The 16,897-nt window shown below is 68.6% G+C and carries 12 protein-coding genes, 1 pseudogene and 1 riboswitch; of the genes and pseudogenes, 10 read left to right on the top strand and 3 right to left on the bottom strand.

Features of this window, described 5'->3' with window-relative positions; all coding sequences use genetic code 11:
- Nucleotides 1-435 (top strand): annotated as a pseudogene (locus tag GOARA_RS20540) (putative endonuclease domain-containing protein); the annotation flags it as partial.
- Between the two features lie 38 nt (nt 436-473).
- Here the strand turns inward: GOARA_RS20540 and GOARA_RS06450 are convergent.
- The gene (locus GOARA_RS06450; protein WP_007321526.1) at nt 474-881 is read right to left on the bottom strand and encodes a PaaI family thioesterase; all 408 of its coding nucleotides are present in this window, start codon (nt 879-881) and stop codon (nt 474-476) included.
- A gap of 294 nt (nt 882-1,175) precedes the next feature.
- Here GOARA_RS06450 and GOARA_RS06445 point away from each other — a divergent pair, with 294 nt between their 5' ends.
- The 9 genes from GOARA_RS06445 (at nt 1,176) to GOARA_RS06405 (ending at nt 12,679) form a co-directional block, all read left to right on the top strand.
- Nucleotides 1,176-1,592: a BlaI/MecI/CopY family transcriptional regulator gene (locus GOARA_RS06445; RefSeq protein ID WP_040521950.1), complete on the top strand. Its 417-nt coding sequence runs from the start codon at nt 1,176-1,178 to the stop codon at nt 1,590-1,592.
- Nucleotides 1,589-2,539 carry a M56 family metallopeptidase gene (locus GOARA_RS06440; RefSeq protein ID WP_007321524.1) on the top strand — a complete coding sequence of 317 codons (951 nt, stop codon included), beginning with the start codon at nt 1,589-1,591 and terminating at the stop codon, nt 2,537-2,539. Before GOARA_RS06445 ends, GOARA_RS06440 begins: the two co-directional genes overlap by 4 nt.
- A gap of 10 nt (nt 2,540-2,549) precedes the next feature.
- Nucleotides 2,550-3,992: an NADP-dependent phosphogluconate dehydrogenase gene (gnd, locus tag GOARA_RS06435; RefSeq protein WP_007321523.1), complete on the top strand. Its 1,443-nt coding sequence runs from the start codon at nt 2,550-2,552 to the stop codon at nt 3,990-3,992.
- 28 nt (nt 3,993-4,020) lie between these two features.
- Nucleotides 4,021-5,457, top strand: a complete 1,437-nt coding sequence (gene guaB1, locus GOARA_RS06430) for a GMP reductase (RefSeq protein WP_007321522.1) — start codon at nt 4,021-4,023, stop codon at nt 5,455-5,457.
- A 15-nt stretch (nt 5,458-5,472) separates the two neighbouring features.
- A complete protein-coding gene (locus tag GOARA_RS06425; RefSeq protein WP_040522014.1) occupies nt 5,473-6,885 on the top strand; it encodes a hemolysin family protein in 1,413 nt (470 codons plus the stop codon).
- The gene (locus GOARA_RS06420; RefSeq protein WP_007321520.1) at nt 6,882-7,946 is read left to right on the top strand and encodes a hemolysin family protein; all 1,065 of its coding nucleotides are present in this window, start codon (nt 6,882-6,884) and stop codon (nt 7,944-7,946) included. The genes GOARA_RS06425 and GOARA_RS06420 overlap by 4 nt, the downstream gene beginning before the upstream one ends.
- A gap of 2 nt (nt 7,947-7,948) precedes the next feature.
- Nucleotides 7,949-8,860 (top strand): hypothetical protein, encoded by a 912-nt coding sequence (locus tag GOARA_RS06415; protein WP_007321519.1) that lies wholly within the window; start codon nt 7,949-7,951, stop codon nt 8,858-8,860.
- Nucleotides 8,861-9,345: 485 nt separating this feature from the next.
- A complete protein-coding gene (locus tag GOARA_RS06410; protein ID WP_007321518.1) occupies nt 9,346-11,538 on the top strand; it encodes a malate synthase G in 2,193 nt (730 codons plus the stop codon).
- Complete coding sequence (locus GOARA_RS06405; RefSeq protein WP_007321517.1) at nt 11,519-12,679, top strand: type 2 periplasmic-binding domain-containing protein; 1,161 nt, start codon at nt 11,519-11,521, stop codon at nt 12,677-12,679. The genes GOARA_RS06410 and GOARA_RS06405 overlap by 20 nt, the downstream gene beginning before the upstream one ends.
- 311 nt (nt 12,680-12,990) lie before the next feature.
- Here the strand turns inward: GOARA_RS06405 and GOARA_RS06400 are convergent, their stop codons facing one another.
- Together GOARA_RS06400 and gcvP are read right to left on the bottom strand one after the other, a co-directional pair.
- Entirely contained in the window at nt 12,991-13,281 is a 291-nt protein-coding gene (locus GOARA_RS06400; RefSeq protein ID WP_040521945.1) for a GIY-YIG nuclease family protein, read from the bottom strand.
- 501 nt (nt 13,282-13,782) lie between these two features.
- Nucleotides 13,783-16,662, bottom strand: coding sequence for an aminomethyl-transferring glycine dehydrogenase (gene gcvP, locus GOARA_RS06395; protein ID WP_040521942.1), 2,880 nt, complete (start codon nt 16,660-16,662; stop codon nt 13,783-13,785).
- A 128-nt stretch (nt 16,663-16,790) separates the two neighbouring features.
- Nucleotides 16,791-16,884: riboswitch (glycine riboswitch) on the bottom strand.
- Nucleotides 16,885-16,897: the final 13 nt, after the last annotated feature.

Below are 16,897 nucleotides of genomic sequence, written 5' to 3'. Positions count from 1 at the left end.
GTGGTGCAGACGCCGACCGTTGCTCAAAGCCGTACTCGCCGATATCGCCGACGGCACGTGTTCAGTGCTGGAGCACGCGTACCTGACTCGCGTCGAACGGGCTCACGGTCTGCCGCGACCACGTCGACAGGCACCGACGACCGTCGGCCGCGACGGCTTCCGCGACGTCGAATACGACCGGTGGGGGCTCGTCGTCGAACTCGACGGCAGATACGGCCACGACAATGCACGAGCACGGGACCGGGATCTGGAGCGGGATCTCGACGCTGCCGTCTTCGCTGACCGCCGCACGCTGCGGCTGGGTTGGGGGCAGGTGTACCTCCGGCCGTGCAGCACGGCGGACAAGGTGGCAACCATGCTGCAGAAGCTGGGCTGGACGGGGCGCTCTCCCCTTGTGCTCGTTGCGTCCAATCGCAGAAGTGTGGTGGTTCGTGACCATATAGCGGTCACAAACCACCGCACTCCAGGGCGAACTACACGTTCTGCAGGCGTACGCGACCTTGCGCCAGGAGCGTGCCGTCCGGCAGCGACATCTCGACCTGCCACAGCTGCTGGCGCTTACCGCGGTGCACCGGCGTGGACCGGGCGACGATGGTGCCCTCCGATACGGATTTCAGAAAATCTGTGTTGTTGTTCACACCCACGGCGGTACCACCGATCTCGGTGTGCTGCAGCCAGAGGAACCCGGAGATGCTGGCGACGCTCTCGGCGATCGCGCAGTAGACACCGCCGTGGACGATCCCGAACGGCTGGTGATGATTCGGCGTGATCGGCATCTCGGCGACCACGCCGTCGGCCGTGGCCTCGACGATCTTCATGCCGAGCGCAGCGTCGAGCCCGCTTGCCTCGCTGGTGTCCAAAGCTGGGTTGTTATCGGTCATCACCCCAGGTTAGCGCCCGTCGAAAGACCGTCTGGATCCCGTACTGAAACCTCACTGAATACAGCGGCAGGCCCCACGCTCTCCTACAACGTGGGGCCTGCCGTGCCGTGGATCGGGGGTCTCTGCAGCCCTCAGGACACTCGCGCGATCCGCGTAATTGGTAATGTAGGCTAGCCTTACCTAGTTGTCAAATCCTCAGCGCGAAGACGTTCGATAACCCCAGGAGCAGCAGTGACCACCACCATGAACGCACTGTCCACACCCACCCCATCCGGCCGCGCTCGAATCGGTAGTATGAAAAAAGTGAATGCGTTGGGAGACTTGGAACGGGCGGTCATGGACACGCTCTGGGATTCGAGCGCCCCGCAAACGGTGCGCCAGGTTCACGAATCGCTCAACCGCTCGCGCAATCTCGCCTACACGACCGTGATGACGGTCCTCCAGCGTCTGGCCAAGAAGGGCCTCGTCACGCAGATCCGCGACGACCGCGCGCACAAGTACCAGGCCGCACACCACCGTGAGGACCTCGTCGCCAGCCTGATGGTCGACGTTCTGGACTCCGCCGACGCCCCCGGATCCCGCGAGGCAGCGCTCGTGTCATTCGTCGGCCAGGTCGGCGCCGACGAGGCCGCCGCGCTGCGCGCCGCACTCGACGATCTGGCGGCGACGCAGTCGCACGGCCGCAACGCGAAACCGAACGAACCGACGTGACCGCGGTCGCGTTCGGCATCCTGTGCCTGCTCCTCGTCGGCCCCGTGCCGGAGTGGCTGTCCCGCGCACAGTGGCCGATGCGCGCTCCCCGCGCCGCGATGACCCTGTGGCAGGCCATCGCCGTCGCCGCCATCCTCTCCGCCTTCAGTGCGGGGCTCGCGATCGCCGCGAACCTGCTGCGCCCCGGTCCCGACGGCACACCGACCACCAGCGTGCCCGCCGAGATCGAACGCCTCGGCTGGCCGCTCTGGCTGCTGTCGGTCAGCGCCTTGGCAGCCACCCTGCTCGTCGGCGCCCGACTCGCGGTCACGACCATCCGCGTCGGCGTGCGGACCCGTGCCCGTCGGGCGGCACACCGCCAGCTCGTCGATCTGATCGCCACGATCGATGACCCGGTCGTCGGCGACGGACATCCGCTGCGCGCGCGCTACGTCCGCCGACTCGCCGTCGACAAACCGCTCGCCTACTGCCTGCCCGGGCGCCAGCGCCGCGTCGTCGTCACCGACGGCGCCGTCGAACGTCTCACCGACGACGAGCTGCGCGCCGTGCTGGCACACGAGCGCGCCCACCTGCGGGCCCGTCACGACCTGGTGCTCGAAGCATTCATCGCGCTGCAGGCGGCTTTCCCGCGCTTCGTCCGCAGCGAATCGGCCCTCGGCTCGGTCGAACTGCTCGCCGAAGCCCTCGCCGACGACCAGGCCGTGCGCACCACCAGCCCCACCACGCTGGCGCGCGCGCTTGTCGCCGTGTCGGACTCGGCCGCACCGGCAGGGGCGCTGGCCGCGGGCGGGTCGACGACGGTCACGCGCATCACTCGCCTGGCCGCGCCCAACTCCACGCGCGTAGCGATCGCGGCCTACAGCGCCGCGGCCGCACTCCTCGTCGTCCCGACGCTCGCCGTCGCCATACCTTGGCTCGTCGAATTGTCCCGACTGCTCGGTGGTTAAGCTGACATCCATGACTGCGCCTTCCTCCTCCGCCCAAATCGGGGTCACCGGCCTCGCCGTGATGGGCTCCAACATCGCCCGCAACTTCGCCCGCAACGGCTACACCGTCGCCGTGCACAACCGCTCGATCGCCAAGACCGACGCACTGCTGGCCGAGCACGGCGATGACGGGGACTTCGTGCGGACCGAGACGATCGCGGAATTCGCCGCCGCGCTGGAGCGGCCGCGGCGGGCGCTCATCATGGTTCAGGCGGGCGACGCCACCGACGCCGTCATCGAGGAACTCGCGGCGGTCTTCGAACCGGGCGACATCATCATCGACGGCGGCAACGCCCTCTACACCGACACGATCCGCCGGGAGGCCAGCCTGGCCGAGCGCGGCCTCCTGTTCATCGGCGCCGGGATCTCCGGCGGCGAGGAGGGCGCGCTGCTCGGGCCGTCGATCATGCCCGGCGGCCCGGCCGACTCGTACAAGGCTGTCGGCCCGATGCTGGAGAAGGTCGCCGCGCAGGTCGACGGCGAACCCTGCTGCACCCACATCGGCCCCGACGGCAGCGGCCATTTCGTCAAGATGGTGCACAACGGCATCGAGTACGCCGATATGCAGCTCATCGGCGAGGCCTACGACCTGATGCGCCGCGCGCTGGACATGCCCGCCAACGGCATCGGTGCCGTATTCGCCGCGTGGAACGACACCGAGTTGTCCAGCTACCTCATCGAGATCACCGCCGAGGTGCTCAGCCAGGTCGACGCGAAGACCGGCAAGCCGCTGGTCGACGTGATCGTCGACGAGGCCGGGCAGAAGGGCACCGGACGCTGGACGGTCAAATCGGCGCTCGACCTGGGGATCCCGGTCACCGGGATCGCCGAGGCCGTCTTCGCCCGCGCCCTCTCCAGTTCGAGCGCCCAGCGTGACGCCGCCGCGGGACTCGCCTCCGGACAGCTCGCCGCCGCACCCGCCGACGCCCGTGCGTTCATCGACGACATCAAGGCCGCCCTGTACGCCTCGAAGGTCGTCGCCTACGCCCAGGGCTTCGACCAGATCGCCGCCGGCAGCCGCGAGTACGGCTGGAACGTCGACCCCGGCGCGCTGGCCACCATCTGGCGAGGCGGGTGCATCATCCGGGCCCAGTTCCTCAACCGGATCCGGGAGGCGTACGCGGAAAACCCCGAGCTGCCCTCTCTACTGCTAGCGCCGTACTTCCGCGACGCCGTCGAGTCGGGCATCGACTCGTGGCGCCGCGTCGTCGCGACCGCGGCCACGATGGGCATCCCGGTACCGGCCTTCGCGTCGTCGCTCGCCTACTACGACGCATTGCGCGCGCAACGGCTGCCCGCCGCCCTCACCCAGGGCCTGCGCGACTACTTCGGTGCACACACCTACCGTCGTGTCGACGCCGAGGGCAGCTTCCACACGCTGTGGAGCGGCGACCGCTCCGAAGTCACCACCTAACGACGAAAGCACCCACACCGAGCCGCCGATGCGATTCCACGCCGGGCACCGCCCCGACTACGACCTGACCTACGACGACGTCTTCATCATCCCCAACCGCTCCGACGTCGCCTCACGGTTCGACGTGGACATGGCGACGGTCGACGGCACCGGCACGACCATCCCGATCGTCGTGGCGAACATGACCGCCGTCGCCGGGCGGCGCATGGCCGAGACGGTGGCGCGTCGCGGCGGCATCGTCGTACTGCCGCAAGACCTGCCCATTCCGGCGGCGACCGACCAGATCGCCTATGTGAAATCCCGCCATCTCGTCGCGGAGACCCCGGTGATCCTCTCGCCGGAGCATTCGGTCGCCGAGGCGCAGGCGCTGCTCACCAAACGGGCACACGGCGCGGCGGTCGTCGTCGACGATGCGGAGAAGCCGCTCGGCCTGGTCACCGACGACACGTTCGCCGGCGTCGACCGATTCAGCCGCGTGCGCGCGGTGCTCGACACCGACTTCCTCGCCCTCGACGCCGCGACCCCGCCGCGCGCGGTGTTCGACGCCCTCACCGAGCGGCACTCCGAATTGGCGGTTCTCGTCGACGACTCGGGCCGACTCGTCGGGGTCCTGACCAAGATCGGCGCACTGCGCGCCGGCATCTACTCCCCCGCCGTCGACGACGCCGGCCGGCTGCGCGTCGCCGCGGCCGTCGGTATCAACGGCGACGTCGTGGCCCGTGCCGAGGAGCTCGCCGCTGCGGGTGCCGACGTGCTGGTCATCGATACCGCGCACGGACATCAGGAGAAGATGATCGCCGCACTGCGAGCCGTCGCGGCGGCGGGCCTGAAGGTTCCGCTGGTCGCCGGGAACGTCGTGTCGTCCGGTGCCACCCGCGACCTGGTCGAGGCCGGGGCGAACATCGTGAAGGTCGGAGTCGGCCCTGGCGCCATGTGCACGACGCGGATGGTCACCGGCGTCGGCCGCCCGCAGTTCTCGGCCGTCGTCGAATGTGCCGCCGCGGCCCGCGAACTCGGTGCGCACGTGTGGGCCGACGGCGGCGTCCGCCATCCCCGCGATGTCGCGCTGGCGGTCGCCGCGGGAGCGTCGAACGTGATGATCGGGTCGTGGTTCGCGGGCACCTACGAGGCTCCGGGCGAACTCCTCGTCGACGAGCACGGTCCCTACAAGGAGAGTTTCGGCATGGCTTCCAAACGGGCGGTGGCCGCCCGCTCCGGCGACGACAACGCCTACGACCAGGCGCGCAAGTCGCTCTTCGAGGAGGGCATCTCCAGTTCGCGGATCCGCGTCGATCCGGTGCGCCCGAGCGTCGAAGACCTCATCGACCAGATCTGTTCCGGCGTGCGCTCCACCGCGACCTACACCGGCGCGCGCTCACTGCCGGAACTGCACGAGAAGGTCGTGCTCGGCATTCAGTCGGCAGCGGGCTTCGCCGAAGGGCGCCCGCTCCCGGGCGGGTGGTGAGCGGCCGTGGACTGGATTGACATAGCCGCGACCACCGCCGCGGTGGTCGGCTTCATCGCGCTGACGATCGGCACCGCCATCTTCGTCGCCTCCGAGTTCTCGCTCACCGCACTGGAGCGCTCGACCATCACCGACGACGTCACGACCCGGGGCGACCGCCGGTCCCGCCAGGTCGACCGCGCCCACCGCACGCTGTCGTTCCAACTCTCGGGCGCCCAGCTCGGCATCACGATCACCACGCTGATCACGGGTTATCTCGCCGAGCCGGTCCTGGCACAGTTCATCAAGCCGGCCTTGGAGGCGCTGCGCATCCCCGACGGCTGGCACCCCTGGCTGTCGGCGGCACTGGCCCTCATCCTCGCGACCTCGCTGTCGATGGTCCTCGGCGAGCTGATCCCGAAGAACCTGGCCATCTCCCGGCCGCTGTCGACGGCGCGCCTCACCGCGGCGCCCATGGTGGCCTTCTCCGCGGTCTTCCGGTGGGCGATCAACGGTCTCAACGGTGCCGCCAACTGGATGGTGCGCCGCCTGGGCATCGAACCCGCCGAGGAACTGGCCTCGGCCCGGTCCCCACAGGAACTCGCCTCGCTGGTCCGCAACTCGGCGCGGCACGGGGCGATCGACGCCGACACCGCCGTCCTCGTCGACCGTTCGCTGCGCTTCGGCGAACTGACCGCGGAGGATCTGATGACGCCGCGCGTGCGGGTCACCACCCTCGGACCCGCCGACACCGTCGACGACCTGGTGCGGGTCGCCGCCGACACCGGCCACAGCCGCTTCCCGGTGTGCCACGAGGGCGACCTGGACAACTTGATCGGCGTCGTGCACATCAAGCAGGCCTTCTCCGTGCCGCACGACGAACTGCGCACGACGCGGCTCGACACCATCGTGTGGCCGGTGGCCACGGTCCCGGCCAGCCTCGACGGCGACGCCGTCGTCGAACAGCTCGCCGTCGGCGGGCTCGAGGTGTGTGTCGTCATCGACGAGTACGGCGGCACCGCCGGGATCGTCACCACCGAGGACGTGATCGAGGAGATCGTCGGATCGGTCACCGACGAGCACGACGACGAGAACGAGGACGTCCTGCCCGAGGGCGACGGCTTCCAGTGCTCGGGGTTGCTGCGGCTCGACGAGGTCGAGACGGCGACCGGTCTGCGCGCGCCCGACGGTGCCTACGACACGCTCGGCGGCCTGGTGATGTTCCTTCTCGGCCGGGTGCCGACGACCGGCGACGAGGTCGAGATCGAGTCCCGCGGGCGCGGTGACGACGAGGACGAATCCGGCAACGGCACCGACCGCCCGGCGGTCGAGCGGCGCTGGCTGGCGCGCATCACCGCCATGGACGGGCGGCGCATCGACACCGTGTCGCTGCAGCCGCTGGCGTCCGACGACCAAGGGTTACGCCGATCGAGGGAGACGCACCGATGAGCGACTGGGTGGGCGTCGGACTGACGATTCTCCTGCTGGCGGCGAACGCCTTCTTCGTCGCCGCCGAGTTCTCCCTGATCTCGGCGCGGCGCGACCGCCTCGAGGCGCTGGCCGAAGACGGCCACTCGCGGGCCCGCACGGTCATCCGCGCCTCCGAGCGCTTGTCGATCATGCTCGCCGGCGCCCAGCTCGGCATCACGATCTGTTCGATCCTGCTCGGCCGCGTCGGCGAGCCGGCCATCGCCCACCTGCTGGAACGCCCGCTCGAATGGGCGTCGGTGCCGAGCAGCCTGCTGCACCCGATCAGCTTCACCGTGTCGCTGACGCTGGTGGTCGTTCTCCACATCCTCCTGGGTGAGATGGTGCCGAAGAACATCGCCCTCGCCGGTCCGGAGCGCTCGGCGATGCTGCTCGTGCCGGTCCACCTGGCGTTCGTCCGGCTGACGCGCCCTATCCTGGCGTTCTACAACTTCCTCGCCAACATCGCGTTGCGGGCCATGCGCGTCACTCCGCGCGACGAACTCGACTCGACGGTGTCGCAGGCCGAACTCGCCGTGATGATCAGCGATTCGCGCGACGAGGGATTGCTCGACGACGAGGAACACCAGCGCCTGACCCGTGCACTCGCCAGCGTCGGGCGCACGGTCGCCGACGTGATGATCCCGCTTGCACAGGTCCGGTGCGTCGACGCCGCCCCCGGCCAGAGCGGACCGACGCTGCGCGCGGTCGAAGAGGCGGTCGCCGAAACCGGCTACTCGCGCTTCCCGATCCGCCGCACCGACGGTGCGCTCACCGACTACCTGCATCTCAAAGACGTGCTCGGTGCCATCGCCGACGACGACCGCGGCCCCGACACGATCATCGGCGCGGAGGAGATCCGGCCGTTGCCGGTCATCAGCTCCACCGCCATGCTCGACGACGCGATGACCGACCTGCGTCGCACGAGTTCGCACCTGGCCGCCGTCGTCGGGGAACGCGGCGAGACGATCGGCCTGGTCGCGCTCGCCGACCTGGTCGAGGATCTCCTCGGCACCGTCCGAGACGGTACGCACCGAGTCTGAGCATGGTTGGGCCGCACTCCCCTCGCCCCGCTCAGCCGGTGTCGGGCGTCGCGGCTCTCGTCCCGGCCACCGAGTGGACCGTCGAGGCGCAACGGCACCGCGCCCGGATCGACTCGTTGGTCGGCGGCTATCTCGACGATCGCCGGCGCGGCCACCGCCACCCCGTCGTCGACTTCTTGTTCACCTACTACCCGTATCGGCCCGCGCAACTGCGACGCTGGCATCCCGGGTACGGCGTCGTCCTGGGCGATCCGCCCGACGGGCCACATCCATACGCGCAAGCGCGCGGGTACGGCCCGGTGCCCGGCGGCGCGACAGTGACCGCGGAGTACCTGCACCGGCGCGAGCGCACGCTGCGCACGACCCGTGCGCTGCTTGCCGCCACCGCCTCACGGCCGGCGCGGTTCGGCTGTTTCGGGCTGCACGAGTGGGCAATGGTGTACCGCAGCGACGCACCCCGGCATTCGGCGCCGCTGCGCCTCGGCCGGGCCGGAACCGACGAGGTGGTCGAGGCGAATCAGCTCCTCTGCACGCACTTCGATGCGTTCCGCTTCTTCACCGACGACGCACGCGGGCGTAACGTCACACAGCTGATCCGCGACGACCAGCTCGCGTATGAGCAGCCCGGCTGCCTGCACGCCACCATGGACCTCTACCGCGTCGCCGCCAAGCTGAGCCCGCTGCTCGACTCGGCCCTCGTCGTCGATGCGTTCACCCTCGCCTACCGCGCCCGCGAGATCGACATGCGCGCCAGCCCGTACGACCTCGCCGACCTCGGCTACGCCCCGATCCGCATCGAGACCGCCGGCGGTCGTGCCGAATATGTTCGCGAGCAGCAGGCGATCGCCGACGCCGGTACCGCCCTGCGCGTACGGCTCCTGTCGGCGATCGAGTCGTTGGTCGATCTGGCATGACCGCTCGCGAGGTCTCGATACAAATTCTCGCTCCGCTCGAATTCACTCGACCACCGTCGATGGCCCCACGGTGGTCGAGTGCCGGCGGAGCCTGCGACGCCGGCGTATCGAGACCAACCGACCACGGTGATCGAGTACCCCACCCGCAGACGTACCCCCACGGTGGTCGAGTGCCGGCGGAGCCTGCGACGCCGGCGTATCGAGACCAACCGACCACGGTGATCGAGTACCCCACCCGCAGACGTACCCCCACGGTGGTCGAGTGCCGGCGGAGCCTGCGACGCCGGCGTATCGAGACCAACCGACCACGGTGGTCGAGTGCCTCGCGACGCAGGAGCGAGGTGTATCGAGACCATCTCCGGCCGACGTCGCAGACTAATCGAGCCACCCAGATTCGAACTGGCGCGAGGGAGTAGCATGTACTCGGCCCCGTGCGCGGACTACCTGCGCATATAGGCTTCATATCTCCCATACGAAAGGCTGACATGTCTGACCGCGTCACCGTCCACGGACTCCAGGTCTCCCCGGTTCTGTACGACTTCATCAACAATGAGGCGTTGCCCGGTACCGGTGTAGACCAAGACGCGTTCTGGGCCGGCGCCGCGGCGACGATCGCCGAATTCGCCCCCCGCAACCGTGAACTCCTGGCAGTGCGCGACGACCTGCAGACTAAGGTCGACCAGTGGCACCGCGACAACCCCGCGACCGACGGCAAGGTCGACTTCGACGCGTACAAGAAGTTCCTCACCGACATCGGCTACCTGGTGACCCCGCCGGAGGACTTCGAGATCGGCACAGCCGGCGTCGACACCGAGATCTCCGAGACGGCCGGCCCGCAGCTGGTCGTCCCGATCCTCAACGCCCGATTCGCCCTCAACGCGGCCAACGCGCGCTGGGGCTCGCTGTACGACGCGCTCTACGGCACCGACGTGATCCCGGAGACCGACGGCGCCGAGAAGGGCAAGTCGTACAACAAGGTCCGCGGCGACAAGGTCATCGCCTACGCCAAGAAATTCCTCGACACCGCCGTGCCGCTGGAGCAGGGCAGCCACGCGGACGCGACCAAGTACGTCATCGACGGCGACAAGGTGAACGTCGTCCTGAGCGACGACACCGAGGTCACCACGTTCGCCGATCCGGATGCCTTCGTCGGCTACCGCGGCGACGCGCTCGCACCGTCGTCGATCCTGCTGCGCCACCACGGCCTGCACGTCGATATCCTCTTCGACCCGAACTCGCCCGTCGGCTCCACCGACAAGGCGGGCATCGCCGACGTCGAGCTGGAGTCGGCGATCACCACGATCATGGACTTCGAAGACTCGGTCGCGGCCGTCGACGCCGACGACAAGGTGGTCGGCTACCGTAACTGGCTCGGTCTCAACCGCGGTGATCTCGCGGAGGAGGTCGCCAAGGGCGGCAAGACCTTCACCCGCGTGCTCAACCCGAACCGCACCTACACCGCGCCGGACGGCTCCGACCTGGAACTGCACGGCCGTTCGCTGCTGTTCGTCCGCAACGTCGGCCACCTGATGACCAATCCGGCGATCCTCGACGCCGACGGCAACGAGGTGCCGGAGGGCATCCTCGACGCACTGGTCACGTCGTTGATCGGCAAGCACGGCCTCTCGGCCGAGGGTTTGCAGAACTCGCGGACCGGCTCGATCTACATCGTGAAGCCGAAGATGCACGGTCCCGACGAGGTCGCCTTCACCAGCGACCTTTTCGCCAGCGTCGAAGACGTGATCGGTGTTCCGCGCAACACGCTCAAGGTCGGCATCATGGATGAGGAACGCCGCACCACGGTCAACCTCCAGGCAGCCATCAAGGCGGCCGAAGACCGCGTCGTGTTCATCAACACCGGCTTCCTCGACCGCACCGGCGACGAGATCCACACCTCCATGGAGGCCGGTCCGATGATCCGCAAGGGCGAGATGAAGTCGCAGACCTGGATCAAGGCCTACGAGGACTCCAACGTCGACGTCGGATTGGCCGCCGGACTGCAGCACAAGGCGCAGATCGGCAAGGGAATGTGGGCGATGACCGATCTGATGGCCGACATGGTCGAGCAGAAGATCGGTCAGCCGAAGGCCGGCGCCACCACCGCATGGGTGCCGTCGCCGACCGCCGCTACCCTGCACGCGATGCACTACCACGAGGTCGACGTCTTCAAGGTGCAGGACGAGATCGCCAAGCGCGCACCCGCCTCGGTCGACGACATCCTCACGATCCCGCTCGCACCGAAGACCGACTGGTCGGAGGAGGAGAAGCGGGAGGAACTCGACAACAACTGCCAGTCGATCCTGGGCTACGTCGTCCGCTGGATCGATCACGGCGTCGGCTGCTCGAAGGTGCCCGATATCCACGACGTGGCTCTGATGGAGGACCGCGCCACGCTGCGCATCTCCAGCCAGCTGCTCGCGAACTGGATCCGCCACGGGATCGTCAGCACCGACGACGTCGTCGCGGCGCTCGAGCGGATGGCCCCCGTCGTCGACCGACAGAACGCGGATGACCCGGACTACCGTCCGATGGCACCGAACTTCGACAGCAACATCGCATTCCAAGCGGCAAAGGAGCTGATCCTGGAGGGCGCGACGCAGCCGAGCGGCTACACCGAGCCGATCCTGCATCGTCGTAGGCGAGAGTTCAAAGCCGCCGATGGCGCGTCACAGCAGTAACTACACGCCGCGCGGCGGGGGTCGGTCACTGTTGCTGGCCGTCCTCACCGCGCTGCTGGTCGCGGGTCTGGTCGTCAGTTGGCTCCAGGCCCGCGACCGGGTCGGCCGACAAGCCGACCAGGCCGCCGGCACCTGCGTGGAAGGTCCGGCGACCGTCGCGATCATCGCCAGCCCCGATATCGCCGAGGCGCTCGGCGATATCGCCAAGCGGTTCAACGACACCAAGCCGGTCGTGCGCGATCATTGCATCACCGTGCAGGTGCGCCCCGGAGACTCCAAGGTCACCCTCGACGGACTGACCGGAAACTGGGAGGCCGCGTCGATGGGCGCCTTCCCGGCCGCCTGGATCCCTCAATCGTCGGTCTGGGGCGCCCAGCTCACCGCAGCCAACCCCGACATCGTCGAGGACTCCCCGGAATCGCTGGTGAAATCGCCGATCGTGTTGGCGTTGCCGACACTGTTCGCCGACAAAGCCGGAGACCTCGATTGGGGCCGACTGCCCGGTCTGGCGAGACTGCCCAACGCGATGGCCCAGTTCGGGCTGCCGGACTGGGGACCGCTGCGCATGGCGATGCCGCTCGGCGCGTCCTCGGATGCGACGGTGCTGGCCGCGCAGGCGATCGCCGCACAGGTGAGCAAGGCGTCGGGACCGCTCACCGAAGCCCAGGCCAACTCCGGCCCGGTCGTCGACGGTATTCGGACCGTGCTGCGCGAAGCGCCGCCGGCTCCCGAGGGAACCGCTGCCGCCACCATCGCGGCGATGAACACCGACGATCAGCGCCGCGCGATCCACGCGGTACCGATCACCGAACAGCAACTCTTCCTGCTCGGTCGCACCGGTGCCGCCGGTGAGAAGATCCGCGCCTTCTCCCCCGCCGGCCCCACGCCGGTCGCCGACTATCCGGTTCTCCGGCTGTCCGGCAATGCGGTGTCCACCGCGCAGTCCTACGGTGCGGCGCAGTTCATCGAATTCGCCCAACAACCCGAGCAGGTCAAGCTGCTGACCGAACTCGGCTACCGTTCCGGCGATGCGCAGCTCCCGCCCGGGAACACAACGGTGACCTTCGGACCGGTCGAAGACGCGATGCCACTCCCCGAGCCCGCCGCCAGCGCGGCCATCACCAAGCAGGTCTACCGGTAGCGGGGTCTCGATACAGCCGCTCCTGCGTCGCGGCCACTCGACCACCCATGACTTCGGTCACGAAACGCCTGGTGTCGCTATTTGGGTGGTCGAGTGCCGGCGAAGCCTGCGACGCCGGTCCATTTGGGTGGTCGAGTGCCCGGCGAGGCGCTAGCCGAGACGGGCGTATCGAGACCACGCCTAGTTGGGTGGTCGAGTGCCGGCGGAGCCTGCGACGCCGGTCCATTTGGGTGGTCGAGTGCCCGTCGAGGCGCCAGCCCAGACGGGCGTATCGAGACCATCGCACGACGAAGTCGGCAACCGGTACCGTCTCACCCCTTGCCGAACGACTTCCGCGACAACCCCGGCAGCAGGTCGAATCGCCCTTCGATGAGTGCTTCGCGCTTGGCCCTCGACCAGCCTTGAACCCGCTTCTCCAACGCGAAGGCGTCCGCGATCGTCTCGCATTCGTCGACGAAGACGAGTTCCACCGGTCGCCGACGACGGGTGTACGCCGCGCCCTTCCCCTCGTTGTGTTCGATCACGCGACGTTCGATGTCGACCGTGCTCCCGACGTAGTAGCTGTCGTCCGCGCAGCGCAATATGTACATGAATGCCCCCATGCGCACAGGCTGCGGCACGGGATGGGAATAGGCAACGCGCTATCCACAGGTTTGGGCGACGAGCGACTGAACCGGTAGTTGTCCACAGGGTGGTTGGCATGACGGGTCGCCGGGTCTCGATACGAATTCTCGCCTAGCGGCTCGAATTCACTCGACCACCCAAAGAAGCCCCCACCCCCGGGGCACCGACGCCAGCGGGGCCTGCGACGCCGGTCCATTTCGGTGGTCGAGTGCCGGCGGAGCCTGGCGACGCCGGTCCATTTCGGTGGTCGAGTGCCCGACGAGGCGCCAGCCGAGGCGGGTGTATCGAGACCATCGCGACCATGGGTGGTCGCGTGGCCGACAAGCCGCCAGCCAAGACATGCGTATCGAGACCGGCCATGGAAGACGAGCCCACCTGGGTGGTCGAGGTTTCGATACGACCGCTCCTCCGTCGCGGTCACTCAACCCACCGGTGCCCGACGAGGCGCTAGCCGAGACGGGAGTATCGAGACCCCCGCGCTACTCGGCGAACGACTCGATCGGCGGGCAGCTGCAGACGAGGTTGCGGTCGCCGAAGGCTCCGTCTATGCGGCGGACGGCCGGCCAGACCTTCGTCCGATTGCCCGCCGACGGCAAGCCGTTGGGATATACCGCTTCCTCGCGCGTATACGGGTGGTCCCACTCCCCGACGAGGCATTCGGTCGTGTGCGGGGCTCCGCGCAACGGGTTGTCCTCGACCGGCCATTCACCGGCGCCGACGCGATCGATCTCCGCGCGGATCGCGATCATCGCGTCGCAGAAGGCGTCGAGCTCCTCCAGGTTCTCGCTCTCGGTCGGTTCGACCATCAGCGTCCCGGCGACGGGAAAGCTCATCGTCGGCGCGTGGAAACCGTAGTCGGCCAAGCGCTTCGCCACATCGTCGACGGTCACACCGGTCTGCTTGGTCAGCTCGCGCAGATCCAGGATGCACTCGTGGGCGACCCATCCTCCGTCGCCGGTGTAGAGCACCGGGTAGTGATCGCCGAGGCGACGCGCGATGTAGTTGGCCGACGCGATCGCGCTCAGTGTCGCACGACGCAGACCCGCCGCACCCATCATCAGGATGTAGGCGTAGGTGATCGGCAGGATCGACGCCGAGCCGTACGGTGCCGCCGAGACGGTCAGCTCATCGGACAGTTCGGGCGCGAGCGGATGACCGGGCAGATACGGGGCGAGATGCTCGCGCACCCCGATCGGCCCGACGCCCGGACCACCGCCGCCGTGCGGGATGCAGAAGGTCTTGTGCAGGTTCAGGTGGCTGACGTCGCCGCCGAAATGCCCCGGGCGGGCGACGCCGACGAGGGCGTTGAGGTTCGCACCGTCGATGTAGACCTGGCCGCCGGCATCGTGCACGGCCGCGCAGATCTCGCCGATCGCATCTTCGAAAACGCCGTGCGTCGAGGGGTAGGTGATCATCGTCGCGGCGAGGTTCGCGCCGTGCTCGGCGATCTTCGCGGCGAGATCCTCCGTGTCGACATCGCCGTTCTCACGGCAGGCGACCACGACGACGCGCATGCCGGCCATGACCGCCGACGCCGCGTTGGTGCCGTGAGCACTGGCCGGGATCAGGCAGATGTCGCGCTGAGCGTCGCCGCGATCGAGGTGGTAGCGGCGAATCGCGAGCAGGCCCGCGTACTCGCCCTGCGACCCCGCGTTCGGCTGAAGGCTGACCTTGTCGTACCCGGTGATCGCGGCGAGCCACTCGGACAGCTCACCGATCAGCGCCCGGATGCCCTCGGTGTCCTCGGCCGCCGCGAACGGGTGCAGGTTCGCGAACTCCGGCCAGGTGATCGGCTCCATCTCGGTGGTCGCGTTCAGCTTCATGGTGCAGGAACCGAGCGGGATCATGCTGCGGTCGAGCGCGATGTCCTTGTCCGACAGCGCTCGCAGGTAGCGCAGCATCGCCGTCTCGGTGCGATGACGGTGGAACGCCGGGTGGGTGAGGAAGTCGCCGCTACGTGTCTCGATGCCGGGGCCGGTCCACTCGTCGCGACCCTCGATCCCGGTGCCCGCCGCGGCGAACGCGTCGACGACGGCAGCGACGTCGGCGTCGGTCGTGGTCTCATCGCAAGCGATGGTCACGCGATCGTCGTCGACGAGGCGCAGGTCGATATCCCGCTCGCGTGCCGCCGCCACGACCGCTGCCGCCTTGCCTGGAACCTGGGTCAGCACAGTATCGAAGAAGTTCTGGTGGACGACGGCGTCGCCGAGAGCGGCCGCGATCCGGGTCGCGCGCGCATGCGTGCGACGGGCGATCGCACGCAGTCCGTCGGGTCCGTGGTAGCTGGCGTACATCGCCGCGATGATCGCCAGGAGCACCTGGGCGGTACAGATGTTGCTGGTCGCCCTCTCGCGGCGGATGTGCTGTTCACGAGTCTGCAGCGACAGGCGGTAGCCGATGTTGTCGTCGGCGTCCTTGGACACGCCGACCAGACGGCCGGGCAGCTGCCGGGTCAACGCCGTGTTGACGGTGAGATAGCCGGCGTGCGGTCCGCCGAAACCCATCGGAACGCCGAAGCGCTGCGTCGTGCCGAAACACGCGTCGGCGCCCTGCTCACCGGGAGGAGTGACGAGGGTGGCGGCCAGCAGATCCACTCCGACGGCGACCATCGCGTCGCGCTCGTGGGCGGCGGCGATGATCGGACCGGCGTCGACGAGGCGTCCCGACGCACCCGGCACCTGCGTGATGACCCCGTAGAAGTCGCCGGGCGGCAGCCCCGCGCCCTCGATGGCCGGGTCGAGTTCGGCGGTGACGACCTCGATGCCGAGCGGCTCGGCCCGGGTCTCGATGACCGCCCTGGTCTGCGGGAACAGGTCTGCGTCGACGATGAGCCTGCGCGACTTGTTCTTCGTGGCGCGCAGCATGAGGGTCATCGCCTCGGCGGCGGCCGTGGCTTCGTCGAGCATCGACGCGTTGGCCACCGCCATGCCGGTCAGGTCGGCGACCATCGTCTGGAAGTTGAGCAGCGCCTCCAGCCGCCCCTGGCTGATCTCCGGCTGGTAGGGCGTGTAAGCGGTGTACCAGGCCGGATTCTCCAAGATGTTGCGGCGGATCACTCCCGGGGTGTGGGTGCCGTAGTACCCGAGCCCGATCATGGACCGGCGGACGGTGTTGCGGTCGGCGAGTTCCCGCAGACGCCCGGTGGCCTCTTCCTCGCTCAGCGGCTCCGGCAGTACGGCCAGCCCGGTGGGGACACCACCGTCGACGGGGTCGGCGATGCTGGCCGGTACCGCGTGGTGGGCCAGCTCGTCCAGCGATGCGACGCCGATGACGCCGAGGATGCGCGCCAGTTCGTCGGCGTCGGGGCCGATGTGGCGATCGGCGAAAAGCGGCTGGGTATGGGAAGAGGAGGACATCATGTGCGACTCTCTGCGCGTGCCGGTGTCCTCTCCCTCTGTCATGGTGCCTGAGAGTTTGAACCGGCCGCGGTACGACCGCCGGTCTTTCCCCGTGGGCGGATGGCGAACCATCACTTTCCAGAGACGCCGTCAGCCCAGCGGTCCGGGTGCCTGAGAGATTGACGGAGAGGTATTGCTCCTTCGGCGGTCACCGATCCGGTGACGCTCTCCCACCGGGTAGCGACGCACCGGTGAG

The sequence above is a fragment of the Gordonia araii NBRC 100433 genome (assembly GCF_000241265.1).
In the GTDB taxonomy this organism is placed as follows: Bacteria; Actinomycetota; Actinomycetes; order Mycobacteriales; family Mycobacteriaceae; genus Gordonia; species Gordonia araii.
The sequence above is the reverse complement of the archived record's forward strand: the minus strand, read 5'-3'. Positions and strand labels throughout refer to the sequence as shown.